Below are 26,488 nucleotides of genomic sequence, written 5' to 3'. Positions count from 1 at the left end.
TAATTTAGCCGGGGCCGGAGAGATCTGATGATAGCCAACGAAGAAACATTGCGCCACCTGATGGTCAAGGCCCAGGCCGGCGACAAGCAATGCTATTCGAGCCTGCTGGTGGAATCCGAAAAATGGCTCCGGCGCTATTTTGCGCGCAAGATCAACCCGGCCGCGATCGATGACCTTGTTCAGGAAACCCTGATCTCGCTCCACCGCAAGCGGGCCAGTTATGATCCGACCAAGGCATTTCTGCCCTGGCTTGCGGCGATTGGCCGGTACCGCTGGATCGATAGCCTGCGCAAGATCTATCGCCACGAACATGGCGAACTCAACGAGGAGCTGGTGGCCGATCCGCAGGACGAAACCGTATCGGCCAAGGTCAGCCTCGAACGCTTGCTGGGGATGATCCCGGAACGTCAGGCAGAAGTGATCGCCAAAGTCAAAATCGAAGGTTTCAGCATCGCCGAAACCGCTGCCATGACCGGGCAGTCTGAATCGCTGGTCAAAGTCAATATCCATCGGGGGCTCAAGAAGATGAGCGCCCTAATCGAGAGTGAATGAAATGAGTAATGTAGCCAACAGCCTGATAGATGATCTGGTCGACGACCTGTCTCCGGTGCGCTCGCTGAAGCCGTCCGGCGGCATGGCGGTCGCTGCCGCTTTGACCATGCTGGCCTGTGGATCGGTCGCCTGGTTCCTCGGCGTGCGCAATGACCTGGCCATGGGCATGGCCGACGAGATGTTCTTCCTGCGCAGCGGGGTTCTGCTGATGCTGGGCATTGCGACGGCCTATTCGGCGGTCAACCTGGCCCGGCCCGGCGTGGGCAATCTCAACCGGGGCTGGATCTGGGCTCTGGTCACCGCGGCTCTGTTCCCGCTGACTGCGGCAATCATGAGCATGATTAACACCCCGCCTGTCGAAGCGCTGCGTCCGTCCGAAGGCCTGCGCTGCCTGACGGTCAGCGGCATGTCGGCCTTTGTCATCGGTTCCGGTCTCACCCTGTGGCTGCGCCAGGGCGCTCCCACCTCGCCGGAACGCGCCGGCTGGCTGGTCGGAATTGCCTCCGGTGCACTCGGCGCGGCGGCCTATAATATTTTCTGCCCGTTTAATGACATTTATTATATCGGCCTGTGGTTCACGCTGCCGGTCCTTGCCAGCGCCATTGTCGGCCGGATTGTCATTCCGCGGCTTATCCGCTGGTAATTCGCCACAATCCTACCCATATTGAATGCGGCCGGCCGGAAACGGTCTGCCGCATTTTTTATGGAGAATGTTGACGATGCAATTTGCCCGGGCTGCATGGAAATTTCTGGTGGCGATCAAGGACGGTCTGGTTCTGATCGCAATGTTGCTGTTTTTCGCCGCGCTCTACGGCGCCCTTTCTGCCCGGCCCAATGTCGCGGCGGTCAGCGAAGGGGCATTGCTGCTCGACCTCAATGGTGTCATCGTCGAAGAACCCGCCCGACCCGATTTTGCAAGCTTTCTGTCCGGAAGCCAGAATGACATTACCGAATATCGCTTGCGCGACGTGGTGCGTGCGATCGACGCCTCCGCAGGTGATGACCGGGTCAAGGCGGTGGTTCTGGACCTCAGCCTGTTCATGGGCGGCGGCCAGACCAGCCTGACCAGCATCGGCGAAGCGCTGGCTCGCGTCAAAGAGGCAGGCAAGCCCATCTACGCCTTCGCAAATTTCTACAGCGACGACGCCTATCAGCTTGCGGCGCATGCGGACGAGATCTGGATGGATCCGATGGGCGGAATCATTTTTGCCGGACCTGGCGGCAACCGGCTCTACTACAAGAATCTGATCGACCAGCTCGGCATCACGGCACATGTCTATCGTGTCGGCACCTACAAGAGCGCCGTCGAACCCTATTTGCGCAGTGACCAGTCTCCCGAAGCGAAAGAAGCTTCGGCCGCGCTCTATGCGGTACTATGGGACAGCTGGGTCGGCGAAATCAAAAAGGCCCGCCCGGACGCCAATGTCGAAGCCTTTGCCCGGGACCCGGCCGCGATGATCCAGGCCGCCGGGGGCGATTATGCGGAACTGGCCATGGCCCAGAATCTGGTCGACAAGATTGGTGACCGGGTCGCATTCGGACGCTTTGTTGCCGAAAAGGTCGGGACCGACCAGACGCCGTCTCCGGATGATTTCAAGGCCATCGCCTATGATAATTATGTCGCCGCAAACCCCTTGCCAACCAGTGGTGACGCGATCGGCGTGGTCACCGTGGCCGGAGAGATTGTCAGCGGTGACGGGGGGCCTGGCATCGGTGCCAGCGGCCGGATTTCGGAACAGATCTACAAGGCGCTGGAAGCGGATGACATCAAGGCGCTGGTGGTCCGGGTCAATTCGCCCGGCGGCTCGGCTTTCGCCAGTGAGGAAATCCGTCTCGCCATCGAGGATTTCCGGAAAAAGGACATTCCGGTGGTCATCTCGATGGGCGATGTCGCCGCCAGTGGCGGCTACTGGATCGCTGCGGCGGGCGATCATATCATGGCCGAACCCGATACCATTACCGGCTCGATCGGGGTGTTTGCGGTACTGCCCAGTTTTGAAAAAGCGCTCGGAAAATGGGGTGTGACCGCCGACGGTGTGCAAACCACACCGCTGTCCGGTGAGCCCAATTTCGTCGGTGGCTTCAGCGAAGATCTCCACACCGTGCTGCAATCCGGTGTCGAAAACAGCTATGGCGATTTCCTCGGACTGGTCGCCAAGGCGCGTGACAAGACCCCGGGGCAGATCGATGAAATCGGCCAGGGCCGGGTCTGGGATGGCGGCACCGCCCGCCAGCTCGGGCTGGTCGACAGCTTTGGTGGCCTCGACGACGCCCTGAAAGAGGCGGCCAAACGGGCCGGACTGGAAGACGGCGGCTATCACGCCAAATATCTCGAAGAGCCTCTGGGCTTCGGCTGGTGGGCACTGGATGGCCTGCCCTTTGCGGAGGATCGGGAACGGGCACCGGTCAACGGCATTTTCGGCTGGGTGGCACAGGAACAGCAGCGCCTGTTCTTCCAGGCGCTGAATACCGCGCAGGGACTGATGGCGCGGCAGGATGTGCAGGCGCTGTGCCTCGAATGCGGTGCCGTCAATCCGGTCGCCGGATTCCGTCAGGATATCCGTCTGTTTGACTTGCTGAGAAGCTACTCGTCTTCCGCCGCGCCCCGGTAAACGGGCAGCGCCAGCCCCTTGACGATCGCCAGCGCGCGCAAGGCAAAACCGGCGGCAAAGGCAATAGCCGCCGCGACAATGCCATCCATCCCGGTTTGCATCAGCGCGACAAAGGAAAAGGCCGACAGCGCTCCCGCCGTGACGTAAAGTTCCGGGCGGATGATGATCGACGGCTCTCCCGCAAGCAGATCGCGGATCACCCCGCCGACACAGGCAGTGATGATGCCCATGATCGCCGCCGGCACCGGATCAATGCCGAGCTGCATGGCCTTCGCCGCACCGAATACCGAATAGGCCGCCAGCCCCATGGCATCGAACCAGTCGACGGCGCCGGCCCGCCAGATCCTGACCGGCGTGACCCAGATGATCAGCGCAATGGCAAGACACAGGATCGGCACCCGGCTGTCCTGTACCCAGAACACCGGTGCGCCGATCAGCAAATCGCGCACTGTCCCGCCGCCAACGCCGGTGACCAGCGCAAAAAAGGCAAAGGTGACAAGCGTCTGCCCCTTGCGCGCCGCGGCCAGGGCGCCGGACGTAGCGAACACCGCGATCCCGAAAAGGTCGAGCCAGCCCAGCAGACCAAAGAGAAAGGCGCTGTTCAAGCCGCTGACCCGTCTGTCGCAGACCGGCGTTTCCGGCGACGTGTAAACAGCATCACAAACCCGAGAATTGAGCTGAGCAGGGCGAGGGCCGCCGACCCGATCAATATCGGATGGCTGGTATCCTCCCGCGTCTGCAGGTCCATGATGTGGAGACCCCACATGAAATCAAACGTCCGCCAGAAGCGGGTTCGCACCGCCAGCGTTTCACCGGTCTCCGCATGCACATATATGTTCGTTCCGTCGGCAAATCGCACCTGCCATGCGGGCACCTCCCGTCGCAAATCGACAGGCGGCGCGCTGGCTGTAAACAGCCGGGTCGACAGGACATCCTCTTCGGGAAGATACAGCCGTTCCGCCGCGAGACGCGCGCTGTCACGGGTAACCGGCGGCAGGGCCGCACCAGATGTGGCGCTGTAACGTGCTGTCGCGCCGCTGGCATAGGTCACGATCCAGACCGGCTCGTCGCCTTGCCGGACCAGTTTCGCCCCGGTCACGTCATTGCCATTATCGGCAAACAGCACGATATTCTCGTAGGACAGGATCAGGTTTTCGGCCGGGGCGCGCAAATGCGTCCCGCGGACCTCTTCAATCGGCCGGGACACCATGAACAGCCCGCTCGCTGTCCACAATATCAGCGGCACACCGATCAGCCAGCCCAGCCAGATATGCCATTTGAAAAACAGTCGATGTTTCATGAGAGTCCCGCGCGTTGCTGTTCGCAAACCGCGATAGCGGTTCATGCGCGCAGATTCATCTCTTTCTTTGCTCTTCCTTCCGAGGCCGGGCCTTTCGGTCGCTGCCGCAATCAATTCCCGCCGGAGGATTCCATCAGCGCGATCAGGGCACTGTAATAGCGCACCAGGGGCAGGTCCGGGTCAACAGCCGCGATAATCTCGAGCCCGTGCCGGAAAGCATTGCCGCCGGTCATGAAGAGAACCATCCCGTTTCCGCTCTCGGTGTCAAACCACACCTGGGCATGTTCGGCAAAATCATTGCCCCCATGGTTGAGAATGACCTGCCCTTCATGTTCGAATACAGCCCAGCCGAGTCCATAGCCGAACCGGTCCGGGCAGAAACCGATATTGGGCGGACAGTCGTAACCCATGTCGCGCTTTGACCCCGAGGACAGCATGTGCCTTCTCTCGGTGGCCAACCGTTCCGGCAGGTTCCGGTTGGCGATGATCGCCGACAGCAACGCCGCATATCCCGGTACCGTCGCGTACATATTGTCCGCTGCGCTATAGTCGGAGCGTTCGATGATCGAACCGCCCTGGGATCGCCGGAACGCATCCTGCCACTCGCCGTCCTTGTTGATGCCGCGCGTGACTGCGACCTCGACATCCGCGCTGCGGCCGACACGGACCCCCTTGATGCCCAGCGGTGCCAGCAATTCGGCGTCGACCAGCTCCGGATAGGTCTTGCCGAAGCGTTGTTCGAGATAGCGCATCAGAATCTCGACGCCTGCGCCGGAATAGCTGATCTGGCCATCGCCGGGCTCGCCCTGAAAAGCCAGCTGGCCGTCTTCATAATTGTTCGGCCAGTTTTTGAGCGTCGTCTGGTGCGACAGGATGATGCGGGGCGTCAGAAGCGCATAGCGCGGATCGTCGGCGAGGTCGGGATGGCGATAATGTTCGGCAACGGGATCATCCAGACCCATGGCATCGCGCGCCACCAGCCGCAAAACGGTTTCGGCAATCAGTGTCTTGGCGACCGATGCGGTGTTGAACCAGTGTTTCTGGCTGACCGGGACACCCGGTTCGGCTTCGCCTGCATAGAGCGTGTGAACCAGGTCCCCGTCCCGGATGATAGCCATGCCAATGCCGCCCACATTGGCCTTGTCCGCCACTTTGTCCATCGTCGCCTGCAAGCCCACCACATTGACAGGGGCCGGTTCAGAATTGTCTTTTGCCAGCGCCGTCGGGGCGGCGAGGGACAGACTCCCTGACAAAATCAGGGCGGCGGCGGTTTTCAGCATTTTCACAAGAATCTCCATCTTGGTGACTTACTGTAATAAAACACTAAGATGGTCACAGGTCAAGGCCTGTTTCCCGGGTCAGCCGGTCAGCAGCGCTCCAATTTGCCGGGCGGCTTCGATGGTCTGAAAGTCCTCCAGCTTGTCACCGATCACCTGCATACCGACCGGCATGTCATCCACCTGCCCGACCGGCAATACCGTCGACGGCAGGCCCGGGAAGGTCACAATGCCGGCCCAGGCCAGTTGCGGGGCAGCCGGCAGGCTTTCACCATCCACGGCAATGTCACTCTGGAAAATCTGTCCGTCATGATGCGGAAAGGCCGGAGTAGAGCTGACCGGAGCCAGGACAAAGTCAAATTTACCGAACAGATCCCGCCACTGGCGTGTGATCCGCGCCTGAATGTCGCACAGGTCGAACCAGTCCCGCACCGTCGCCTGGGTGCCATCGGGCGCCGGTAGTCCTCCGGCCATCGCGATATTGAGCATTTTGAGATAGCTCGCATGCGACTGTTCCAGATCCGGCAGCAATTCGCTGCGCCGCTCCACCTGTCCGCCCGCATCTTCGATCTTCCCCGCAACCCGGTCGAGCTCGGCGCGATAGGCCCTGGCGCATCCGGTCATCGGCTGTTCGTCGATCAGCAGGAATTTTGCGCCCTGAATCCGCACCTCGCGCCGCGCCAGCGGATGATCCAGCGTGACCTCCAGCAAGGTCGCCAGATCTTCCGCCGAGCGGGCCAGCGGGCCACAGACCGACAAGGCCGGGCGCGCGGAATCCGTACCCGGATAGCTGTGCCCTTCCAGGCTGATCACATCAAAAGTCGGCTTGTGCCCCCAGATGCCACAATAATGAGCCGGGACACGGATCGACCCGCCAATATCGCTGCCATATTCGCACGGTACCATCCCGGCGGCTACCGCTGCCGCCCCGCCACCCGACGATCCGCCCGGAGACCGGCCGGGATCATGCGGGTTATTGGTCCGGCCATAGACCGGATTGTTCGATTGCCAGTCGGCCAGTTCGGGCGGGACATTGGTCTTGCCGATAATCACCGCGCCCGCCCGCTTGAGACGCTGCACAACCACGGCATCGGCCTCCGCGAAATTGTTGCGGGCATGCTCCAGACCCCATGTCGATGGCGTGCCTGTCAGATGGAAGCTTTCCTTCACCGTCATCGGTACGCCAAAAAGCGGCTGATTTTCGCCGGGACCGGCCGCGTCCAGCTGTTTCGCCGACTCCCGCGCCTTCTCAAAGTCCCGCACAACGACGGCATTTATCGGCTCGTTCAAATTGCCGATCCGGGCGATAGCAGCTTCGGTCGCATCCCGGACCGTCATTTGGCCCGCGCGGATTTGGGCCGCAAGCTCCGTCGCCGTCAATTCGTCCGTCACCTGAGTCATTACACTTCCCCGCTTCCCGTTCTTTCGTTGCCGTTCACCCTCTCTTATAGGCGGGTAACCGGAGATTGAAATGGATGGCTGCCCCGCGCAGCGCGAATCCGGCCAGCGCGCCGATCAGCCCGGCAAGCGACAGGGGGACACCCGATATGGTGAGAATGATGAATGAGGCGGCGGCCAGAAATGCCGCCGAGATATAGATATTTTCGCCCATCACGAGCGCCGTTTCCCCGACAATGACATCGCGCAATATACCGCCCGCCACGGCCGCAATACAGCCGATCAGCACGGCCGGTGCCGGATCGACGCCAAATTCCAGCGCCTTGGCCGCCCCATAGACTGCGTAGGCCGCCAGTCCGACGGCATCAAACCAGTCAATCATGTTTTCCCGCCACCAACTCGCAGGCACGAACCAGACCAATATCGAGGCCAGGATGGCGATGATCGGCAGTGCATTGGAATGGATCCAGAACAGCGGCGCGTCGATCATGATGTCGCGCACCGTGACCCCGCCCATCCCGACCACCAGGCCGAGAAAGACAAAGGTGACGATCGTCTGGTTTTTCCGTGCCGCCGCCAGCGCGCCCGTTGCCGCAAAAAAGGCAATGGCAATATAGTTCAGGGCGCCCAATACGGGCTCAAGGGACAGATCGACGGTCATCGCGGCATTGGGCGATCGCGAAGCATCAGATGTGGATCGGTTTGCCCTGCACTGCCATCGCCGCTTCCTTCACCGCTTCCGAATGGGTCGGGTGGGCGTGGCAGGTATAGGCGATGTCCTCGCTGGTGGTGCCGAATTCCATCGCCTGCGTGACCTGAGCGATAAGTGTGCCGGCCAGCGACGAGATAATGTGTGCGCCAAGTACGCGATCGCTTTCGGCATCGGCAATGACCTTCACATAGCCATCCGTATCACGATTGGTCTTCGCCCGGCTGTTGCCCATGAACGGGAATTTGCCGACCTTGTATTTGATGCCCGCTTCCTTGACCTCTTCCTCGGTCTTGCCAATTGAGGCGATTTCGGGATGGGTATAGACCACGCCGGGAATCAGGTCGTGATTCACGATTCCCTGCTGGCCGGCGACAAATTCGGCCGCGGCAATGCCCTCATCTTCGGCCTTGTGCGCGAGCATCGGGCCGGGCGTCACATCGCCAATCGCATAGACACCGGGCACGCTGGTCTGGAAATCATGTCCGACTTCGATCTGGCCGCGATCATTGGTACTGAGCCCCGCCTTGTCGAGCGCCAGGCCCTCGGTATTGGGCTTGCGGCCAATGGCGACCAGCACGACATCGGCTTCCAGCGTTTCCGCATCTCCGCCCTTCGCCGGTTCGATGGTGAGCGTGGCTTTCTTGCCCTTGACGCTGGCGCCGGTGACCTTTGTCGAGGTCTTGATGTCGAAACCCTGTTTCTTGAAGATGCGCGCAGCATCCTTGCGGATATCGCCGTCCATGCCGGGCAGAATCTTGTCGAGATATTCGACCACCGTCACCTTGGCACCAAGCCGCAGCCAGACCGATCCGAGCTCAAGTCCGATCACTCCGCCACCGATCACCACCATGTGGCCCGGCACCTTGGGCAAGTCGAGCGCGCCAGTGCTGTCGACGATGACATGCTTGCTATTGTCAATGTCGACGCCGGGCAGCGGTGTGACCGAGGAGCCGGTAGCGATCATGATGTTTTTCGCGGTCACGGTCTTCTTGCCGACCTTCACGCTGTTCGCGCTTTCAAACGCGGCATGGCCCTTGATCCAGTCGACCTTGTTCTTCTTGAACAGAAACGCGATCCCGCCGGTCAGCTCTTCCACCGCCTTCGACTTTTCCGCATGCATCTGTTTGAGATCCAGTTTTGTACCGGTCAGCTTGATGCCGAATTTCTCGAGCGCCCCCGAATGGGCTTCATGATAGATTTCCGAGGCATGCAGCATCGCCTTGGACGGAATGCAGCCGACATTGAGGCAGGTTCCGCCGAGCGTCTCGCGGCTTTCGACACAGGCGGTTTTCAGTCCCAGCTGCGCGGCGCGAATGGCCGCCACATAGCCGCCCGGGCCGGAACCGATTACGAGAAGATCATAGTCAAAATTGTCGGTCATTCTTTTAGCTCCTTTGTGCTCCGGGCGAAGACCCGGAGCCCAGGGTGGATCAGAACAGTGTCTCGAAAAGATCTTTCCATTGCGGATTGTCTTTTTCGATCAGTTCCAGCTTCCATCCCCTTTTCCACTTCTTCATCTGCAATTCTCTGCGCCGCGCTTCCTGAATATCGTCAAACGCTTCGAACCACACCAGCTTCACACATCCATGTTCCTTTGAGAATCCCTCCATCAAGCCTTCGCGATGCTGCCAGGCCCGTTGTTCCAGCCGACTGGTTACACCCAGATAGAGCGTACCGTTTCGCTTGTTGGCCATCAGGTACACAAAACCAGGCTTCGTTTCGGGTCTCCTTTCGTTTTTTGTCACTCTGGGCTCCTGCTTTCGCAGGAGCACTATTCCTTACAAATCAATCAGCAGTCGTGTCGGATCCTCGATCGCTTCCTTGATCCGGACGAGGAAGGTCACGGCTTCCCGGCCGTCGATCAGGCGGTGGTCATAGCTCAGTGCGAGATACATCATCGGGCGCGCCTGGATCGACCCGTCGGGCATGACGACCGGGCGTTTCTCAATCCGGTGCAGGCCGAGCACCGCCGACTGCGGCGGGTTGATGATCGGTGTCGACATCAGCGATCCGAACACGCCGCCATTGGAAATGGTGAAAGTCCCGCCCTTCATGTCCGCCATGGTCAACGTGCCGTCTTTCGCACGCTTGCCGAAATCGCCGATCGTATTCTCGACATCGGCAAAGCTCATCGCCTCGGCATTGCGGATGACCGGAACGACCAGACCATTGGGTGCGCTGACCGCGACCGAGATGTCGACATAGTCGTGATAGACAATTTCCTCGCCATCAATCTGCGCATTGACCGCCGGTACGTCTTTCAGCGCGAGGCAGGCCGCCTTCGCGAAAAAGCCCATGAAGCCCAGCTTCACGCCATGTTTCCTGGCGAACAGCTCCTTGTACTTGCTGCGCGTTTCCATCACCGCGGTCATGTCGACATCGTTGAAGGTGGTGAGCAGAGCTGCCGTGTCCTGCGCGTCCTTGAGCCGCTTGGCCACGGTCTGGCGCAGTCGGGTCATCCGCACGCGTTCCTCATTGCGGTTGCCGCCAGCAGCAGCCGGCGTCGCGGCCGGCGCTTCGGCACCGGTAGCCGCGCCTTTCTCGACCAACGGCGCCGAGGTGCCGGATTTCACATATTTCTCGACATCATCCTTGGTCAGCCGGCCATCCTTGCCGGTTCCGGAAATCTTGCTCGGATCGACGCCATGCTCCAGTACGAGGCGGCGGACCGCCGGGGACAGGGTCATCGACGCCGCCGGTTCTTCCGATGCAGCGGGAGCCGGCGCGGCCTCCGCCTTGGCCGCGGGCGCCGCTTTCGCAGCAGATCCGTTGCCCGCCTCGATGGTCGCAATCACGGCACCGACTTCGACCGTATCACCCACTTCGACCTGCAGCGGGCCGAGGACACCGGCTTCCGGCGCGGGAACTTCCAGCGCGACCTTGTCGGTTTCCAGGCTCGCAATCGGCTCGTCCGCTTCCACGGCATCGCCGGGCTGCTTCAGCCATTCGCCCAATGTGGCTTCGGTAATGGATTCGCCCAGAACCGGAACTTTTACATCTGTTGCCATAATCTCATGCTCACTTTCATCGGCGGATCACTCCGCTCCAATTTCAAACCTAGTTTGCGTGCCCCAATGCTTCCGCGACCAGTTTTTCCTGCTGCTCCTTGTGCCGCGATGCCAGTCCGGTCGCCGGTGACGCAGACGCCACCCGGCCGGCATAGACCGGTTCCACCGGACCCACCCCGGCCTGCTCCAGACAGTCCTCCAGATAGGGCCGGACAAAATGCCAGCTGCCATTGTTGCGCGGCTCTTCCTGTGCCCAGACCAAAGTCTCGAGATTTTTCATCCGCTTCAGACGCACCACCAGCGGTTCCGACGGGAAGGGGTAGAGCTGTTCGATACGGACGATGGACGTATTCTTGTCCCTGGCCGCGTCGCGTGCCTCGATCAGGTCATAGGCAACCTTGCCCGAACACAGCACCAGCCGCCTGATATCCTTGTCCGCGGGCGGACTGGTATCCGACTTGATCCGCATGAAATGATGGTCGCCCTGGAATTCCTCGGCCGTGGACACCGCCATCTTGTGACGCAGCAGCGATTTCGGTGTCATGATCACCAGCAGCTTGCGGAAGCTGCGCAGCATCTGCCGGCGCAGCACGTGGAAATAATTGGCCGGTGTGGTGATGTTCGCAACCTGGATATTGTCCTGCGCACAGAGCTGCAGGAATCGCTCAAGCCGCGCCGAACTGTGCTCCGGTCCCTGCCCTTCATAGCCATGCGGCAACAGCATCACGAGACCGTTGGCACGCAGCCATTTGGCTTCGCCCGAGGCGACAAACTGGTCGATCATGATCTGCGCGCCATTGGCAAAATCGCCAAATTGCGCTTCCCAAAGGACCAGCGTTTTCGGATCCGCACCGGCATAGCCATATTCAAAACCCAGCACGCCATATTCGCTCAGCGGGCTGTCGAGCACCTCAAACCGGCCATGTGGTACGGTGTCGAGCGGAATATGTTTGGCTTCCGTGTTCTGGTCGACCCAGACAGCATGGCGCTGCGAAAAGGTGCCGCGGCCACTGTCCTGGCCGGACAGGCGAACGCCATACCCTTCCGAGACCAGCGATCCGAAGGCCAGCGCTTCGCCGGTCGCCCAGTCGAAATTCTCGCCGCTGTCGAACATCTTCTTTTTCGCATCGAGCACCCGGCCCAGAGTCTTGTGGATCTGGTGACCATCGGGAACCGTGGTCAGGGTGCGGCCGAGGCTGTCGAACAATTTTCCGTCAATCGCGGTATCGACATTGCGCCGCGCGGTTTCCGGATCAGCCGGTGCATGCAACCCCTGCCAGCGTCCGCCAAACCAGTCGGCCTTGTCGGGTTCATAATCCGATGCGGCCTTGAACTCGCCTTCGAGATGTTCGGCAAAGGCCTTGCGTGTCGCCGATCCCCAGTCCGCATCAATTACGCCTTCCTCGATCAGGCGCTGCTCGTAAAGCTTGCTGACCTTGGGATGTTTCTTGATCGCGGCATACATGATCGGCTGGGTGAAGCCCGGCTCGTCGCCTTCATTATGACCGAAGCGGCGATAGCACCACATGTCGATCACAATATCACGGCCAAAACGCTGACGGAACTCGATCGCGATCTTGCAGGCAAAGGTCACCGCTTCGGGATCATCGCCATTGACGTGAAAAATCGGCGCCTGAACACCCTTGGCCACATCCGACGGATAGGGCGAAGACCGCGCAAATTGCGGGCTGGTCGTGAAGCCGATCTGGTTGTTGATCACAAAGTGGATGCATCCGCCGGTATTATATCCGCGGATGCCGGAAAAGCCGAGACATTCCCAGACGATACCCTGGCCGGCAAAGGCCGCATCGCCGTGGATCAGAACCGGGAGCACCTGCTCGTGCTTGGAAAGGTCATCGCGCGCCACCTGCTGGGCCCGGGCCTTGCCGAGCACCACCGGATCCACGGCTTCGAGATGCGAGGGATTGGGCACCAGCGACATGTGCACGTTGATCCCGTCGAATTCGCGGTCGCTCGACGTGCCGAGATGATATTTGACATCGCCCGAACCGCCGACATCTTCGGGATTGGCGGACCCGCCGTGAAATTCGTGAAAGATCACCTTGTAGGGCTTGGCCATCACGTTCGCGAGAATGTTCAGCCGGCCGCGATGGGCCATGCCGTAGACAATGTCGCGTACGCCGGACTGGCCGCCATATTTGATAATGTTTTCCAGCGCCGGCAGCATCGACTCCCCGCCATCGAGGCCAAAGCGCTTGGTGCCGACATATTTGCGACCGAGAAACGCTTCATATTCCTCGCCCTCGATCACCTTGTTGAGGATCGCCTTCTTGCCTTCCGGAGTAAACTGGATGGCGGCGTCCTTGCCCTCCATCCGGTCCTGCAGAAAGCGCCGTTCCTCGGTATCGGCGATATGCATATATTCGAGCCCCACCGACCCGCAATAATTGGCGCGCAGAACCGCTTCGATCTCGCGAATGCTGGCATGCTGAAAACCCAGTACGCCACCGAGATAAACCGGCTTGTCCATCTCGTCGGCCTTGAAGCCGTGAAATTCGGGAGTCAGGTCAGCCGGTTCTTCGAGCTTGGACAGACCCAGCGGATCGAGATTGGCGCCGAGATGTCCGCGCACCCGATAGGTGCGGATCAGCATCATCGCCCGGATCGATTTTTCCGCTGCCAGTTCCACCTCGGAATCGGACATCGCCGTGCCGGCTTTCGCCGCCGCAGTCTTGATCTCGATACCCATGGCCGTCGGATCGAGCGCGCTGTTCAGCTCGTCCGCATCATCGATCGGCCAGTGCTTCTTCTGCCAGCTGGGACCGGGTTCCTTTTCGGTACCTACGCCGAATTCCTGATTTTCAATGCCCATATCTAGTTCCGATCATCGTGCCCCGCCGAAGGGCGGGGTCCAGAAAAGTCCTGTGCAATCGCCTGGACCCTGCCCTTCGGCAGGGAACCAATCATCTTGCAATTTCATCCCACAAATCCCGCCACTCCGGGTTCATCCGTTCAATGCGTTTCAACTTCCACTGGCGGTTCCAGTTTTTCATGCGCAATTCTGCGGCCCGAGCCTCTTCCAAGTCGTCATATTGTTCAAACCAGACCAGCATTTTGCATCCATATTTTTGGGTAAATCCCTCGATCAAACCGTTCCTGTGTTCATAAATGCGCTTTGGCAGATCGCTTGCAACACCCAGATAAATTGTTCCGTTTCTCTTGTTGGCCATGATGTAAACATAGCCAGGTTTTGTCACTGCAATTTTCCGCACCGAAGGGCGGGCCCCAGTCTGGCAGATGCGCACATTCTGGACCCCGGCCTGCGCCGGGGAACAGAGTAATCATGATGCACTAAACCATCTCCTTCAGCATGGCGTCGAGTGTCGTGCCCAGCTCACTCGGCGAAGGCGAGACTCGGATGCCGGCGGCTTCCATGGCCGCGATCTTGTCTTCTGCGCCGCCCTTGCCGCCGGAAACGATCGCGCCGGCATGGCCCATGCGGCGTCCCGGAGGGGCGGTCAGGCCGGCGATGAAGCCAACGGTCGGCTTGCTGCGGCCCTTTTTCGCTTCGTCGGCGAGGAACTGCGCGGCTTCTTCTTCCGCGCTGCCGCCAATTTCGCCGATCATGATCATCGACTTGGTCTCGTCATCGGCAAGGAACAGTTCCAGCACGTCGATGAAATTGGTGCCGTTGACCGGGTCACCGCCAATGCCCACCGCGGTGGTCTGACCGAGGCCAACCGCCGTGGTCTGATGGACCGCTTCATAAGTCAGCGTCCCGGACCGGGAAACCACGCCAACCGAGCCTTTCTGGAAGATGCTGCCCGGCATGATGCCGATCTTGCATTCATCAGGTGTCAATACACCGGGGCAATTGGGACCGATCAGGCGCGACTTGCTGCCCTGCAGCGCGCGCTTGACGCGAACCATGTCGAGCACCGGCACGCCTTCGGTAATCGCGACGATCAGTTCGATCTCGGCATCAATCGCTTCAAGGATGGAGTCCGCGGCAAATGGCGGCGGGACATAGACCACCGACGCCGTTGCGCCGGTCGCTTCCTTGGCTTCGTGGACCGTATCATAATTGGGCAGGCCAAGATGTTCGGTACCGCCCTTGCCCGGCGTCACGCCAGCGACCATCTGGGTCCCGTAGGCCAGTGCCTGTTCGGTGTGGAACGTGCCGGTATTGCCGGTCATCCCCTGGGTGATGACCTTGGTGTTCTTGTCGATGAGTATGCTCATTTTTCGGTTTCTCCAACAAAATCTGCTTTCAGTGCGATGCCGTGAAATTGCGTCAGGGCAATAACCGGGCTGCCTTCCGGCACGTAAAAAATCTCGAAACTGTCATGGCTGGTGTCATAGCCCGGCGACCAGTTGGTCAGCGAGATTTCCTCCCGCTCGACGCTCCGGTTTGCTGCACGGTCGATCCATTTCGCGCCGTCTTCCGGACTGATCTTCCGGGTCTCGTCAACATCATAGAGCCGACAGCCATTGACCATCGTCCCCTCGGATTCGACCTGCGACAGGATGATATCGAGCCGTTCGCCGCTAACGGTCTTCGTAAACACGCTGGTGTCGGACATCCGGTCATCGGGACCGTCGAGAACCTGCTCCGCCTGCGCACGGCCAATCGCGAGCAGCTTGCCGAGCGGGCTGTCAGCCGGCGGTATTTCGGCGGCCCAGCCCTGATCGACGAGGTCTGTCTCGACCTGCGCGATATCCTGAATGTTCCGGCAGGCGTCGCCAAAGGCATCCAGCACCGATGCCGCCGGATATGGCGCTGGTGCGGGAGTGGCTGTGGCCGCCTGGGCGAGGAAGAGGAGCGCAAGGGTCATGATCTGGTTGGCGATGATTGCTTTAGATTGGACAAAATCGCATTTCCCGTCATTCCATGGGTGTGAGCCTCGTTGCTCCTATCAAAGAATATGCTCATTTCCGCTCCCTCGAAGGATTCAATACAATTTTGATTGTGACCGATGATACAGTGCGATTGCCGTACCTGTACCGCCAAGGACAACAAAAAACGCGCCGAGAAACATCAGTCCTAACCCCTCATAATCGCCGGTGGCCAGGTTTTGGATTGGGCGGAGGAAAGCTAACATCCCCAACAACGCGAGCGTCAGTCCAGCAATGGCCGGCATAAATGTCTTTCGCCAAGTTTTGATCAAAATTGCGAAAAGCCAGAAAATGGCAATCAAGCAACCGACCGCAAGAAAAACTAGGGTTATCACGCCAGGCTCGAGTCCAGCCCCTTGCACGCTTCCAGCAATTCCTTCACCGCATCGACCGACACGTTGAAATTGCCTTGGGCTTCGTCGCTCAGTTCGATCTCGATCACCTTCTCGACGCCATCCTTGCCGATGATCACCGGCACGCCGACATAAAGGTCATCAACCCCGTACTGCCCGGTCAGGTGGGCCGCGGCCGGGAGCACCCGGCGTTTGTCCTTGAGATAGCTTTCGGCCATCATGATCGCGCTGGTCGCCGGGGCGTAATAGGCGCTGCCATTGCCGAGCAAGGCGACAATCTCGCCGCCGCCGCCGCGGGTCCGCTTGACGATCGCGTCGATATTTTCCTGCGTGGTCCAGCCCATCTTGATGAGATCGGGGATCGGGATGCCGGCAATCGTCGAATAGGCCGGAACCGGAACCATGGTGTCGCCATGGCCACCCAGCACGAAGGCGGTGACGTCCTCGACCGACACGTTGAACTCTTCGGCAAGGAAGTGGCGGAAGCGCGCGCTGTCGAGCACGCCCGCCATGCCGACGACCTTGTTGTGCGGCAGTCCGGAAAATTCGCGCAGCGCCCAGACCATCGCATCCAATGGGTTGGTGATGCAGATGACAAAGGCGTCAGGCGCATGTTCCTTGATGCCGTCGCCGACCGCTTTCATCACCTTCAGGTTGATGCCGAGCAGGTCATCGCGGCTCATGCCGGGCTTGCGCGGCACGCCGGCGGTGACGATGATCACGTCCGCGCCAGCAATATCGGCATAGTCGCCGGTACCCTTGAGATTGCTGTCAAATCCGTCCACCGGCGCCGCCTGCGCGAGATCGAGTGCCTTGCCGGCCGGCATGCCTTCCGCAATGTCGAACAGGACAACATCGCCCATTTCCTTGGAAGCTGCGAGATGAGCAAGGGTGCCGCCGATCATGCCGGCGCCGATCAGCGCGATTTTGTTACGGGCCATGTGGGAATTTCTCCTGAAAACAGAGTCGTGAAAAGGTTCTCCGCGGGATTAGGCTTATCCACAGGCAATTTCAACCGCCTAAAGCCCGGATTCCCGACCTATCTTTGCTAATAGTTTGCAGTAGCAATTATGGTGCTGCTGATATCTCTGTTCTAGCGTCCAGCCGGTCCAATCTTTTGCTTTGCAATGGCTTTTTCGGGCAGGCATGATGCCGCAAAACACAAGGCGAGAGGATTACCGGCATGCTGACAAAGGGCGATGACTATCCGCTGCACCAGACCCCCGAACCCATGGCGGTTTCCGGGGACAACCGGAACTTTTACGACCGCTATTTCTTCAATGGCTACAGCGCGGACGGCAGCCTGTTTTTCGCCGCAGCCCTCGGCGTCTACCCCCAGCTCAACATCATGGATGCGGCCTTTTGCGTGTCGATCGGCGACAAACAGTATAATCTGCGCGCATCGAAGCGGATGGGCAGCGAGCGACTCGACCTCGAAGTCGGTCCGATCCGGCTAGAGATTGTCGAACCATTGCAGAGCCTGCGGCTGGTCATCAGCGACAATGACAGTCCGCTCCGCGCCGATATCCGGTTTCAGGCGCGCCATCATCCGATCGAGGAACCCCGCTTCATCCGCCGCGACGGGCCGCGCATGCTGATGGATTATACCCGTCTGACCCAGAATGGCGGTTGGTCCGGCACCCTCTCCGTCGATGGCGAGTCCTTGTCTCTCGACCCCGCCAGTCATCGCGGCACCCGCGATCGCAGCTGGGGCATAAGACCGGTTGGCGCGCCCGAATCCCAGCCTCCGCCGATGGGATCACTGCCGCAATTCTGGTGGCTTTGGACGCCGCTGAATTTCGATGACCATGCCTGTTTCTTCCACAGCAATGACGACGGCGAGGGCCTGCCCTGGAACCGGCGCGGCGTGGTTGATGCCATCGGATCCGGAGCGCGGGAATTTGAGCCGCCGGAGATTGATCTCGACTATCATGCCGGCACCCGACGGATCCGGAATGTGCGCCTCGATACCGGAAACGGGTCGCTGTCGATCACGCCCCGCACCGGCGATGCCGCGCGGACCTTCTACATGTCCGGCCTCGGCTACATGCATCCGGAATGGGGGCACGGCATGGACCATGGCGATCTTGCAACCGCCCATGACGTGATTGATCTCGGTCATGTGCCGGACCCGGACATGCTCTACCTCCATATTCAGGCACTCAGCGATGCCGTGCTCACCACCGATACGGGTGAGTTTCAGGGGGTTGGCATTGTCGAGCAATTGTTCGTTGGCCCGCACAAGTCGAGCGGTTTGCAAGGCGTCCTGGATCCCGCATCATGAGCCGGAACTTTCCCCTTCGTCCCGAAGAATTTGAAAAAGGCTTTGTCGAACAGGTGTTCGGTCAGTCTCTCGGATCGTTGCGGACCCTGGATCACGAGCCGGTCGGGACCGGTCAGGTCTGCGACAGCTACCGTTTCACCTGCAGCTGGGCCGAAGGTCCGGACGAGGCCAGCCGCCCCGAAACCTTCATCGCCAAATGCCCCAGCGCCGATCCGGTCAGCCGCAACGCCGCCGCAATCTTCCACCTCTATGATATGGAAACCGGCTGGTACCGGGACGCCGCGAACAGTGCGGGCGTAGCCTGCCCGCGATGCTATCATGCGGATATTGCCGGCAATGAGCAGGAATTTGTCCTGATGCTGGAGGATATGGCGCCGGCCAGTCAGGGCGATCAACTGGCGGGAGCGTCGCTAACCCAGGTCGAAACCACACTCGAACAGGCCGCGGCCCTGCACAGCTACCGCCCGGAAGCCGGATTTGCAGATCTGAGCTGGCTGCATCATGCGCAAGCGAACGGGGAGTTTTCAAAGAATACGCTGATCAACGGATATCCCGTTTTTCGCGAACGGTTCAGTCAGCTGTTGTCGGCCGAGGTGCTCGATCTTGGGCAAGAGCTGGTGGACCATATGGGGAGCTACATTGCCCGCGAGCCGCTGGAACAGACAATCACCCACGGCGACATGCGGCTCGACAACATCCTGTTCCATGCTGACGGGAAGCTGGCGGCGCTGGTTGACTGGCAGACCTGTACCCTGGGCAACCCGGCCAATGATGTCGCCTATATGATCGGGACCAGTTTTGCCGATCCGGCACAACGCCGGGAACATGAGGAACGGCTGGTGCAGGATTATCTGGCCCGCCGCTCTGCCAGTGCGGCACCCGCACCAGATTTCGAACCCTTCTGGGCCGAATACCGCCGCCATGCCTTTTCCGGCTTTGTCATGGCGATCAATGCGTCGCTGCATGTCGAACAGACTGACCGCGGGGATGCGATGTTCGCGGCGATGGCTGAGCGACCGGCGCAGATGGCGATGGATCTCGACAGTCTCAGTCTGCTCTAGCAGGCTCCATCGATCCGTGCCCCAGTGCCAGATAGTCATCCGACTGCATCTCGATCAGCCGGGAAGCCGTCCGTTCAAATTCAAAAGACCCGTCACCCTCGACATATAGCGCATCGGGTTCGGCATCCGCGCTGGCCAGCAGTTTGACCCGATATTCGTACAACGCATCGATCAGCGTGACAAAACGCGCCGCCTCGTTGCGATATTCTTTCGACAATTGCGGAATGCCGACAACAAATACCGTGTGATAATGACGGGCGATCGACAGATAATCCGGCGCGCCCCGGGCATCTGCACAGAGTCGCTTGAACGAAAAGACCGCCACGCCCTTGAGCGCTTTCGGCACATGCATGGTCCGGCCGCCCACAATATCCAGCTCTTCCGACGGCACATGTTCCGCATCATCCGGCGAATAGTCGGTGAGCCGGAAAAAGGCATCACGCAAGGCCGCAGTCGCCACCTCGCCATTTGGGACATGCCACAGATCAACACCGCCCAGCCGTTCCCGGCGATAGTCGGTCGGCCCGTTGAGCGAGATGACATCCAGCCGCTCCTTGACCAGATCAATGAAGGGCAGGAACAATTCCCGGTTGAGGCCATCCTTGTAGAGCTCATCGGGGTGACGGTTGGATGTCGTGACGATGGTGACGCCCTGATCCATCAGGGAGGTAAAAAGCCGTGACATGATCGCCGCGTCCGCCATGTTGTTGACGACCATTTCGTCGAAACAGAAACAGCGCCCCTCCTGCGCCAGGTCGCGCGCCACCTTTGGAATCGGGTCCCCGGGATCCTTGTCGCGCCAGGCCCGCATCATGTCGTGCACCCGCAGCATGAACTCGTGAAAATGGGCCCGCGTCTTGTGATTGATCTCGAGATTTTCGTAGAACAGGTCCATGAGCATCGACTTGCCCCGGCCAACCCCGCCCCACATGTAGACGCCCTTGGGCGAGGGCGCCTTTTTCCGCAGGGCGCGCCACAAGATGCTGCCCCGCGGCGGTACCGCTTCCAGTTCTTCCTGCAACTGCGCCAGCCGCTGCGCACAACCATCCTGATCGGCATCCGGTTTCAGTTCGCCCTGCGCAATCAGCTCCTGATAACGCTGATAGAATCTGCTCATTTGGTCTGGGGGGCTTTTTTGACGATCGCTGTCCACGAGGCGACATTGCTGTCCCCCTTTTTCCCCTGGACAACCAGCCCGCGCATGAACAGGAACTTGCGGGTTTCCCGGGCAATTTCCACCTGCGCCTCAAGCGGCTGGTCCATGCGGGCCGCACCAATAAAGTGCGTCTGCAGCTCCATGGTCACGGCCGGACCGGACGGCCCCAGTTCAAGCACCCGCATCGCGGCGAACAGCGCGCAATCGATAAATCCCATCATCGTCCCGCCATGAACAACATCGCCGAGATTCCGGTGCCGGCGCTCGGGGAACATCCGGACGCGCCCGATATCCTCGCCGAGCCCGTCGCCGCCTCGACGAATGATCATCGGGCCGAGGAAGCTGTTGTAACAATCAGGATCGTTGAGCACCCACTGATACCAGCCCGGATGGTCCGGGTCGGGGTTGCTCGTAAAAAATTCGTGTTCTTCGTCCGCCACGAGTCGGTCCGGACCAGATCAGATTTCGCGCGCGGCGGTCATCTTCTTGATCTCGGCAATCGCCTTGGCCGGCGACAGACCTTTCGGGCAGGCATTGGCGCAGTTCATGATCGTGTGACAACGGTAGAGACGGAACGGATCTTCCAGCTCGTCAAGGCGCTCGCCGGTCATTTCGTCCCGGCTGTCGGCCAGCCAGCGATAGGCTTGCAACAGGATCGCGGGGCCCAGGAACTTGTCGCTGTTCCACCAGTAGCTCGGGCAACTGGTCTGGCAGCAGGCGCACAGGATGCACTCGTACAATCCGTCCAGCTTCGCCCGGTCTTCCGGAGATTGCAGCCGTTCCTTGCCGGAAGGCGTCGGCGTCACGGTTTTCAACCAGGGCTGGATGGATGCATATTGCGCATAGAAATGCGTGAAGTCCGGCACCAGATCTTTCACAACCTCCATATGTGGCAGCGGCGTGATCTTCACTTCCTTGCCGCAATCTTCAATCGCCGTGGTGCAGGCGAGGCCATTTTTCCCGTCAATGTTCATCGCACAGGAACCGCAAATGCCTTCGCGACAGGACCGGCGGAAGGTCAGGGTCGCGTCCTGTTCCGACTTCATCTTGATCAGCGCATCCAGCACCATCGGTCCACAATCTTCGGTATCTATCTTGAACGTGTCGTAGCGCGGGTTCTCTCCGCTGTCGGGATCATAGCGATAGACCTTGAACGACCGTGTCTTGCCGCCGGTCAGCGCTTCGTGCACTTCTCCGGTCTTGCGGATCTTGCTGTTCTTCGGGAGCGTGAAAGTTGCCATGTGCCTGTCTCTTGTTTTGACCCGCGCGCCGGAATCGGCGGAAAATTGCTTGAATTCAGTCTTTCATAGCCGGTTTTGCAGTGATTTCAATGCCTGAATACTAGTGCTTTTGGCCGTACCGGCCCGGAAATTGGGGGATTGTCAGTCCTCTATAACGAGGCTGTCAACATTACCGTTCAGGACCGCTTCGACGATCCGGTAGGTGCGGTCATTATCGACATCAATCGCCTGTGTACCATCGGTCAATGGCACCCGGCGCATGGTGATACCGAACCGTTTTGACATGCGCCTGAACGCTCCGTCTATCGTGACCAGCCGGAACCGCATGAGCAAGATGTTGAACAGGCCAAAGGCGTTGATCAGCCGTTTCGGATTTTTCATGAACTGGCCCCCCTCCCGAAATATCTCTGCAGCCTTCAAAGCATGCATCCCGGCGATCCCGTACATGTTGCAATTGGCATAGCCATGATCGCGAAATTCATAATATCCGCCCTGCGCCTTCGGATGAATCGCGCGAATATCATTCCGGTTCGCCAGCCCTGCGACGGCATCTGCGCCGCCATTCAGCGCCGCCAACACCTTGTCGAATGTCTCATGCTTGACGAGCACATTGTCGGCAGTGGTGACAATGAATGGTGCGGTGCCGTTCTGACAGCCCAGAATGACACTTTCCGCAATGCTGGAGTCGGATGCGATAAAATGGATCGGCAAGTCTTCCCGCGCATATTTCATGGCCACGGGTTCCACCGATTCCCGTCCGTCCGGTTCGATCAATATATGGACCGCCCGGCATCCCGGATGGGAGGTGACGGTTTTCAGCGTCCGGGAAATGAGCTGTTCACCAGCAATCGGGATCAGGCATTTGTGGCTCACGCCATGAGCGACCGCCAGCGGATTGACCACACCGGTCCGTTGCGCCGCCAGCAATATGACATCGAATTTCTCTTGCATTTCAGTTCCTTTCGCCAGGTCCGGGAAAAGATCAACCCTGATTGCGATCGCAACCGGAAAATTTCCCGTCAGCGGAATATGATTGCCATAGCACTGGTTGCCGGTTAGCCAAATCCCCGATGTCCGAAGCAACAGAAAAGCGGGGTTGAACCGGGGTTTGGCCAGAAATTTCCTGAACAGCTGGAAAACAAGCGAAGACTCGCTGGTCCGCGTTTTCCGCAACAGCGCCTGGCTCTTTTCCAGCAAGGGCGTCAGCGCCATTCTGAGCCTGTTCTATCTCGCCGTCGTCACGCGGTCACTTGGCGTTGCGGGGTTCGGGACCTTCATTCTGATCGTCAGCACCGGCCAGATCGTTGCCGCCTTTTTCCGGGTCCAGACCTGGCAGGCGATCGTGCAATTTGGCACGCCTTTGCTGATCGGGGGCGACCGCAACGGGTTTCGGCGCATTGCCAGACGCGGGTTCTTTGTGGAAGCCGGTGGCGGACTTCTCGCCTGCGTCCTGATGTGGTTCCTGCTGCCGCCGCTAGCCAGGCAGTTCGGACTGGAGCCGGATATCCAGTCCGGGCTGTTAACTTATACGCTGATCCTTCTGTTCGCGGTTCGCTCAACCCCGACCGGAATATTGCGGGCGCAAGACCGTTTCCGGGATGGAGCGATTGGCGATGTTGCGATCCCTGTCGTGCGCATGGCGGGGGCCATTGTGCTGGTTTTGACTGCGCCGACGATGATGGGATTTCTGATCGTATGGGGCGTATCCGAGCTTGTCTGTGCTCTGATCCTGTGGCTGCTGGTCTGGCGCAGGGGCAGCAATCCGGACGGACACCTCCCGGCACAATTGTCACAACAGCCAGCGGCGGAGATGCCAACCCGGTCGCTGTTCTTCCGGTTTCTCCTCGCAACCAATCTTTCCCATTTGCTCAATGTGATCCGGGAGCGATTCGTCGTCATCATTGTCGGCCTGTTCGTCGGTGCCGTCGCGGCCGGGCTGTTCAGGCTCGCCGATCAGCTGGCAAACAGTATCAATCGCCTCACCGAGATTTTCGCCAGACCGATATTTGCCGAACTGTCCCGGCTATATGGCCAGAAAAATTTTGATGATCTTTCCCGGCTGTTTTTCAGGTCTCTTCGGATTTCGGCCATCGCCGGAATCAGCATGTTTCTGGTGCTTGTGCTGCTGGGACAGCCGCTCATCCATCTGATGTCGGGATCAGAATATCTGGCTGCCTACCCGCTGCTCCTGCTGCTCGCAGCCGCGACGATCATCAATCTGGTCGGCGTTGGCCTCGAGCCCCTGATCCAGGCATCCGATCGCGCAGGTGCGGCCTTTCTGCTCCGCCTGTTCTCGCTGCTGGTTTTGCTCGGTTTGCTGGCCGTCCTGCTCCCAGGCTATGCCGCCACCGGCGCGGCCGTTGCCATGCTCCTGTCCTCAGCGCTGGGTGCGGCAATGCTGCTTTGGACGAGCTGGACGCTTCTCAAGGAAATCCGGCCGGGTCAATCCGCCTGAGCCGCAGCCTGCAATTGCGCCGCGCGGCTGTCGAAAAATGCCACCATATCGTCCAGAACCGGGCCCTTGTATCGAAACGGCTTGGCGACAGCCATCATGATTTCGAGATGTCCCATGTCCGGATATTCGACATATTCCGCGTCACCTCCGGCTTCGAGCATCCGGTCATGCAATATCCGGCTGTTGCGCGGACGAACCTGGGTATCAGCCGTGCCGGTTGAAAGCCACAGGGGCGGGGCATCGGGTCGGACAAAATTCACTGGCTGGGTCATGTCGGGCTTGTGATAGTCGCCGAAACTGTTCTTCGTCGAGTTCGAGTCAAACGGATAAAAATCATAAGGCCCGGCGAGAGCGGCCACACCCTTGATGATATCTGTCTGCTTGCCCAGCCGGCCGAGCCACTGGCGGTCGAGCGCCAGCATCATCACATTATACGCGCCCGCCGATTGACCGGACAGGAAGATGGTCTCGGGATCACCTCCGAACCGTGCGATATTGTCATGCACCCAGGAAACGGCCCTGGCGCTGTCCTCCACAAAACCGGGGAACCGGGCGTCGGGAAACAGCCGATAGTCTGCCAGTACTGTCAGAAATCCGCGATGGGCCAGAGCCCGTCCGGCAAAGGCATAATGATCCTTGGACCCGGCATGCCATCCCCCGCCGTAGATGAAGACCACAACTGGCAGACGCTGGGACGCTCCGGATCTGGGCGCCCAGATATCGAGTCCGAGACCCTGGTCTTCATCATAAATCTGGTCGCTGACCAGCAGACGCGCGTTGCCATCTCCGGGGATCAGATTATTCGCAATGTCCAGCTGGCGTGGCCCCGGTTGCGACAGGAGCCAGTACAGCACACCGCCCAGCACGAGGCCGACCACAATCAATACCAGGATCCATTTCATGCCCCGACGGTAACCGCGCTAGCTGGTGCTGGCAATGGCGCCCCAGTCAATCGGCTGATGCCGGTCGAGCGACGCGGCAGCGGGTGGCATCGGATATTTCAGGCCATTGCCACAGTTGAACAATACCGCCCGGTCTGACTTGCTGATCAATCCCTGATCCAGCGCGGCCTGGTAACCGGCGACCGTTGCTGCGCCTTCGGGACAGAGCAACAGGCCTTCCTCGCGGCCGACCTGCTGCTGCGCAGCCATGATCGCGTCATCATCCACGGCGATTGCGAAGCCACCGGACTCCTTGAGCGCGCGCAATATCAGGAAGTCCCCAAGGGCAACGGGAACGCGAATTCCCGCGGCCGCCGTCGAGGCATTCTCCCAGATTTCCGCCTCCTCCTTGCCCGCTTTCCAGGCCCGGACGATCGGCGCACATCCTTCGGACTGGACCGCGACCATTCGCGGCCGTTCCGGACCGATAAAACCAATCGCCTCCAGCTCGTCAAAAGCCTTCCACATCCCGATCAGGCCGGTACCGCCTCCGGTCGGATAGAATATCAGGTCCGGAACCTGCCAGCCCAGCTGTTCGGCCAGTTCGATACCCATCGTCTTTTTGCCTTCGACGCGATAGGGTTCCTTCAACGTTGCCACGTTGAACCATCCCATCTCTTTTTCGCCTTCGCCGACAATATGGCCGCAATCATTGATCAGTCCGTTGACCCGCCAGACATGCGCGCCCTGGAGGGCGGTCTCCTTCACATTGACATCGGGCGTGTCATCCGGACAGAAAACAAAGGCCTCCATTCCGGCCCGGCTGGCATAGGCCGACAGCGCGGCGCCGGCATTGCCATTGGTCGGTATCGCCAGTTTTTTCAGGCCGAGCTCCTTGGCCATGGATACGGCCATGCCCAGTCCCCGCGCCTTGAAGGAACCTGTCGGCAGGCGACTCTCGTCCTTCACCATCACCTGGCCTCCGAGACTGCCGGCAAGCGGTACCAGGGGTGTGAATTGCTCGCCTAACGACACGATATTCGCGGGATCCGAAACGGGAAGGAGCTCCCGGTAACGCCAGAAATTCAGGTCTCTTCCGGTGAGCTTTTCCCTGGTCATTGCCGATCGCACGGCATCCAGATCATATTGCACCAGGATCGGCGCTCCGGCAGGAGACAGGTTCTGCACCTCACCGGCCGGGAGCTTTTCTCCTGTCCGGGAACAGATATGATGGCTGACAAAACTCCGGTCCTGCAATGATCGGTTCTCCTTATCCTCGACCGGCATCTAGCAGCCTGCATGCCCCATCCCAATAAAAAAGGCGACCATCTGGCCGCCTTT

The 26,488-nt window shown here is 59.8% G+C and carries 25 protein-coding genes; 6 read left to right on the top strand and 19 right to left on the bottom strand.

What is annotated here, in order from left to right:
- Positions 1 to 27: 27 nt before the first annotated feature.
- The 3 genes from BUQ90_RS04075 to sppA all read left to right on the top strand — a co-directional run bounded on the left by BUQ90_RS04075 (position 28) and on the right by sppA (position 3,164).
- Positions 28 to 552 (top strand): sigma-70 family RNA polymerase sigma factor, encoded by a 525-nt coding sequence (locus BUQ90_RS04075; RefSeq protein ID WP_074203831.1) that lies wholly within the window; start codon positions 28 to 30, stop codon positions 550 to 552.
- Between the two features lies 1 nt (position 553).
- Positions 554 to 1,195: an NrsF family protein gene (locus tag BUQ90_RS04070; RefSeq protein ID WP_074203830.1), complete on the top strand. Its 642-nt coding sequence runs from the start codon at positions 554 to 556 to the stop codon at positions 1,193 to 1,195.
- 67 nt (positions 1,196 to 1,262) lie between these two features.
- Positions 1,263 to 3,164 (top strand): signal peptide peptidase SppA, encoded by a 1,902-nt coding sequence (gene sppA / locus BUQ90_RS04065; RefSeq protein WP_239447350.1) that lies wholly within the window; start codon positions 1,263 to 1,265, stop codon positions 3,162 to 3,164.
- Here sppA and BUQ90_RS04060 read toward each other — a convergent pair.
- The 13 genes from BUQ90_RS04060 to mdh all read right to left on the bottom strand — a co-directional run bounded on the left by BUQ90_RS04060 (position 3,137) and on the right by mdh (position 17,010).
- The gene (locus tag BUQ90_RS04060; protein WP_074203828.1) at positions 3,137 to 3,769 is read right to left on the bottom strand and encodes a trimeric intracellular cation channel family protein; all 633 of its coding nucleotides are present in this window, start codon (positions 3,767 to 3,769) and stop codon (positions 3,137 to 3,139) included. The two genes, sppA and BUQ90_RS04060, sit on opposite strands and share 28 nt — an antisense overlap.
- Positions 3,766 to 4,464: a PepSY domain-containing protein gene (locus BUQ90_RS04055; RefSeq protein WP_074204863.1), complete on the bottom strand. Its 699-nt coding sequence runs from the start codon at positions 4,462 to 4,464 to the stop codon at positions 3,766 to 3,768. The genes BUQ90_RS04060 and BUQ90_RS04055 overlap by 4 nt, the downstream gene beginning before the upstream one ends.
- A gap of 110 nt (positions 4,465 to 4,574) precedes the next feature.
- A complete protein-coding gene (locus BUQ90_RS04050) occupies positions 4,575 to 5,744 on the bottom strand; it encodes a serine hydrolase domain-containing protein (RefSeq protein WP_239447384.1) in 1,170 nt (389 codons plus the stop codon).
- A 78-nt stretch (positions 5,745 to 5,822) separates the two neighbouring features.
- Entirely contained in the window at positions 5,823 to 7,142 is a 1,320-nt protein-coding gene (locus BUQ90_RS04045; RefSeq protein WP_074203826.1) for an amidase family protein, read from the bottom strand.
- Between the two features lie 34 nt (positions 7,143 to 7,176).
- Positions 7,177 to 7,800 (bottom strand): trimeric intracellular cation channel family protein, encoded by a 624-nt coding sequence (locus BUQ90_RS04040; RefSeq protein WP_074203825.1) that lies wholly within the window; start codon positions 7,798 to 7,800, stop codon positions 7,177 to 7,179.
- A 25-nt stretch (positions 7,801 to 7,825) separates the two neighbouring features.
- Positions 7,826 to 9,232: a dihydrolipoyl dehydrogenase gene (lpdA, locus tag BUQ90_RS04035; protein WP_074203824.1), complete on the bottom strand. Its 1,407-nt coding sequence runs from the start codon at positions 9,230 to 9,232 to the stop codon at positions 7,826 to 7,828.
- A 49-nt stretch (positions 9,233 to 9,281) separates the two neighbouring features.
- Positions 9,282 to 9,596 (bottom strand): GIY-YIG nuclease family protein, encoded by a 315-nt coding sequence (locus BUQ90_RS04030; RefSeq protein ID WP_275425806.1) that lies wholly within the window; start codon positions 9,594 to 9,596, stop codon positions 9,282 to 9,284.
- 33 nt (positions 9,597 to 9,629) lie between these two features.
- On the bottom strand, positions 9,630 to 10,859 hold the full coding sequence (odhB, locus tag BUQ90_RS04025; protein ID WP_074203822.1) for a 2-oxoglutarate dehydrogenase complex dihydrolipoyllysine-residue succinyltransferase: 1,230 nt from the start codon (positions 10,857 to 10,859) through the stop codon (positions 9,630 to 9,632).
- 49 nt (positions 10,860 to 10,908) lie between these two features.
- Positions 10,909 to 13,692, bottom strand: coding sequence for a 2-oxoglutarate dehydrogenase E1 component (locus tag BUQ90_RS04020; RefSeq protein ID WP_074203821.1), 2,784 nt, complete (start codon positions 13,690 to 13,692; stop codon positions 10,909 to 10,911).
- A gap of 91 nt (positions 13,693 to 13,783) precedes the next feature.
- Positions 13,784 to 14,077, bottom strand: a complete 294-nt coding sequence (locus BUQ90_RS04015) for a GIY-YIG nuclease family protein (protein ID WP_074203820.1) — start codon at positions 14,075 to 14,077, stop codon at positions 13,784 to 13,786.
- A 94-nt stretch (positions 14,078 to 14,171) separates the two neighbouring features.
- Positions 14,172 to 15,062 carry a succinate--CoA ligase subunit alpha gene (gene sucD, locus BUQ90_RS04010; protein WP_074203819.1) on the bottom strand — a complete coding sequence of 297 codons (891 nt, stop codon included), beginning with the start codon at positions 15,060 to 15,062 and terminating at the stop codon, positions 14,172 to 14,174.
- Entirely contained in the window at positions 15,059 to 15,655 is a 597-nt protein-coding gene (locus tag BUQ90_RS04005; RefSeq protein ID WP_074203818.1) for a hypothetical protein, read from the bottom strand. Before BUQ90_RS04005 ends, sucD begins: the two co-directional genes overlap by 4 nt.
- A gap of 392 nt (positions 15,656 to 16,047) precedes the next feature.
- Complete coding sequence (gene mdh / locus BUQ90_RS03995; RefSeq protein ID WP_074203816.1) at positions 16,048 to 17,010, bottom strand: malate dehydrogenase; 963 nt, start codon at positions 17,008 to 17,010, stop codon at positions 16,048 to 16,050.
- 242 nt (positions 17,011 to 17,252) lie between these two features.
- On the opposite strand from mdh, the gene BUQ90_RS03990 reads away from it, so the two are divergent.
- Positions 17,253 to 18,353, top strand: a complete 1,101-nt coding sequence (locus BUQ90_RS03990) for an Rv3169 family protein (RefSeq protein ID WP_074203815.1) — start codon at positions 17,253 to 17,255, stop codon at positions 18,351 to 18,353.
- Entirely contained in the window at positions 18,350 to 19,414 is a 1,065-nt protein-coding gene (locus tag BUQ90_RS03985) for a phosphotransferase (protein ID WP_084192471.1), read from the top strand. Before BUQ90_RS03990 ends, BUQ90_RS03985 begins: the two co-directional genes overlap by 4 nt.
- Here BUQ90_RS03985 and zapE read toward each other — a convergent pair.
- From zapE to BUQ90_RS03965, 4 genes are all read right to left on the bottom strand, one after another.
- On the bottom strand, positions 19,401 to 20,531 hold the full coding sequence (zapE, locus tag BUQ90_RS03980; RefSeq protein WP_074203814.1) for a cell division protein ZapE: 1,131 nt from the start codon (positions 20,529 to 20,531) through the stop codon (positions 19,401 to 19,403). The two genes, BUQ90_RS03985 and zapE, sit on opposite strands and share 14 nt — an antisense overlap.
- Positions 20,528 to 21,010, bottom strand: coding sequence for a PaaI family thioesterase (locus BUQ90_RS03975; protein WP_074203813.1), 483 nt, complete (start codon positions 21,008 to 21,010; stop codon positions 20,528 to 20,530). Before BUQ90_RS03975 ends, zapE begins: the two co-directional genes overlap by 4 nt.
- A gap of 18 nt (positions 21,011 to 21,028) precedes the next feature.
- Positions 21,029 to 21,811 (bottom strand): succinate dehydrogenase iron-sulfur subunit, encoded by a 783-nt coding sequence (locus tag BUQ90_RS03970; RefSeq protein ID WP_074203812.1) that lies wholly within the window; start codon positions 21,809 to 21,811, stop codon positions 21,029 to 21,031.
- A 141-nt stretch (positions 21,812 to 21,952) separates the two neighbouring features.
- Positions 21,953 to 22,762 carry an NTP transferase domain-containing protein gene (locus tag BUQ90_RS03965; RefSeq protein WP_159437024.1) on the bottom strand — a complete coding sequence of 270 codons (810 nt, stop codon included), beginning with the start codon at positions 22,760 to 22,762 and terminating at the stop codon, positions 21,953 to 21,955.
- A gap of 157 nt (positions 22,763 to 22,919) precedes the next feature.
- Between BUQ90_RS03965 and BUQ90_RS03960 the strand changes: the two genes are divergently transcribed.
- On the top strand, positions 22,920 to 24,266 hold the full coding sequence (locus BUQ90_RS03960; RefSeq protein ID WP_074203810.1) for a lipopolysaccharide biosynthesis protein: 1,347 nt from the start codon (positions 22,920 to 22,922) through the stop codon (positions 24,264 to 24,266).
- Here the strand turns inward: BUQ90_RS03960 and BUQ90_RS03955 are convergent.
- Both BUQ90_RS03955 and BUQ90_RS03950 read right to left on the bottom strand, forming a co-directional pair.
- Positions 24,254 to 25,168 carry an alpha/beta hydrolase gene (locus BUQ90_RS03955; RefSeq protein WP_074203809.1) on the bottom strand — a complete coding sequence of 305 codons (915 nt, stop codon included), beginning with the start codon at positions 25,166 to 25,168 and terminating at the stop codon, positions 24,254 to 24,256. The genes BUQ90_RS03960 and BUQ90_RS03955 overlap by 13 nt on opposite strands.
- 18 nt (positions 25,169 to 25,186) lie before the next feature.
- A complete protein-coding gene (locus BUQ90_RS03950) occupies positions 25,187 to 26,434 on the bottom strand; it encodes a threonine synthase (protein ID WP_074203808.1) in 1,248 nt (415 codons plus the stop codon).
- Between the last annotated feature and the right edge of the window lie 54 nt (positions 26,435 to 26,488).

Source organism: Parasphingorhabdus marina DSM 22363 (assembly GCF_900128895.1).
In the GTDB taxonomy this organism is placed as follows: Bacteria; Pseudomonadota; Alphaproteobacteria; order Sphingomonadales; family Sphingomonadaceae; genus Parasphingorhabdus; species Parasphingorhabdus marina.
Note: the sequence above shows the minus strand (reverse complement) of the source record. Positions and strands in the feature narration are given on the sequence as shown.

Coding starts and splice junctions, on each gene's coding strand:
- sucD (WP_074203819.1), bottom strand. CDS start 15,062: ATGAGCATACTCATCGACAAGAACACCAAGGTCATCACCCAGGGGATG.
- BUQ90_RS03970 (WP_074203812.1), bottom strand. CDS start 21,811: ATGGCAACTTTCACGCTCCCGAAGAACAGCAAGATCCGCAAGACCGGA.
- odhB (WP_074203822.1), bottom strand. CDS start 10,859: ATGGCAACAGATGTAAAAGTTCCGGTTCTGGGCGAATCCATTACCGAA.
- BUQ90_RS03955 (WP_074203809.1), bottom strand. CDS start 25,168: ATGAAATGGATCCTGGTATTGATTGTGGTCGGCCTCGTGCTGGGCGGT.
- lpdA (WP_074203824.1), bottom strand. CDS start 9,232: ATGACCGACAATTTTGACTATGATCTTCTCGTAATCGGTTCCGGCCCG.
- BUQ90_RS04005 (WP_074203818.1), bottom strand. CDS start 15,655: ATGACCCTTGCGCTCCTCTTCCTCGCCCAGGCGGCCACAGCCACTCCC.
- BUQ90_RS03950 (WP_074203808.1), bottom strand. CDS start 26,434: ATGCCGGTCGAGGATAAGGAGAACCGATCATTGCAGGACCGGAGTTTT.
- BUQ90_RS04070 (WP_074203830.1), top strand. CDS start 554: ATGAGTAATGTAGCCAACAGCCTGATAGATGATCTGGTCGACGACCTG.
- BUQ90_RS03985 (WP_084192471.1), top strand. CDS start 18,350: ATGAGCCGGAACTTTCCCCTTCGTCCCGAAGAATTTGAAAAAGGCTTT.
- BUQ90_RS04040 (WP_074203825.1), bottom strand. CDS start 7,800: ATGACCGTCGATCTGTCCCTTGAGCCCGTATTGGGCGCCCTGAACTAT.
- zapE (WP_074203814.1), bottom strand. CDS start 20,531: ATGAGCAGATTCTATCAGCGTTATCAGGAGCTGATTGCGCAGGGCGAA.
- sppA (WP_239447350.1), top strand. CDS start 1,263: ATGTTGACGATGCAATTTGCCCGGGCTGCATGGAAATTTCTGGTGGCG.
- BUQ90_RS04075 (WP_074203831.1), top strand. CDS start 28: ATGATAGCCAACGAAGAAACATTGCGCCACCTGATGGTCAAGGCCCAG.
- BUQ90_RS04055 (WP_074204863.1), bottom strand. CDS start 4,464: ATGAAACATCGACTGTTTTTCAAATGGCATATCTGGCTGGGCTGGCTG.
- BUQ90_RS04050 (WP_239447384.1), bottom strand. CDS start 5,744: ATGCTGAAAACCGCCGCCGCCCTGATTTTGTCAGGGAGTCTGTCCCTC.
- mdh (WP_074203816.1), bottom strand. CDS start 17,010: ATGGCCCGTAACAAAATCGCGCTGATCGGCGCCGGCATGATCGGCGGC.
- BUQ90_RS04045 (WP_074203826.1), bottom strand. CDS start 7,142: ATGACTCAGGTGACGGACGAATTGACGGCGACGGAGCTTGCGGCCCAA.
- BUQ90_RS03990 (WP_074203815.1), top strand. CDS start 17,253: ATGCTGACAAAGGGCGATGACTATCCGCTGCACCAGACCCCCGAACCC.
- BUQ90_RS03965 (WP_159437024.1), bottom strand. CDS start 22,762: ATGCAAGAGAAATTCGATGTCATATTGCTGGCGGCGCAACGGACCGGT.
- BUQ90_RS04020 (WP_074203821.1), bottom strand. CDS start 13,692: ATGGGCATTGAAAATCAGGAATTCGGCGTAGGTACCGAAAAGGAACCC.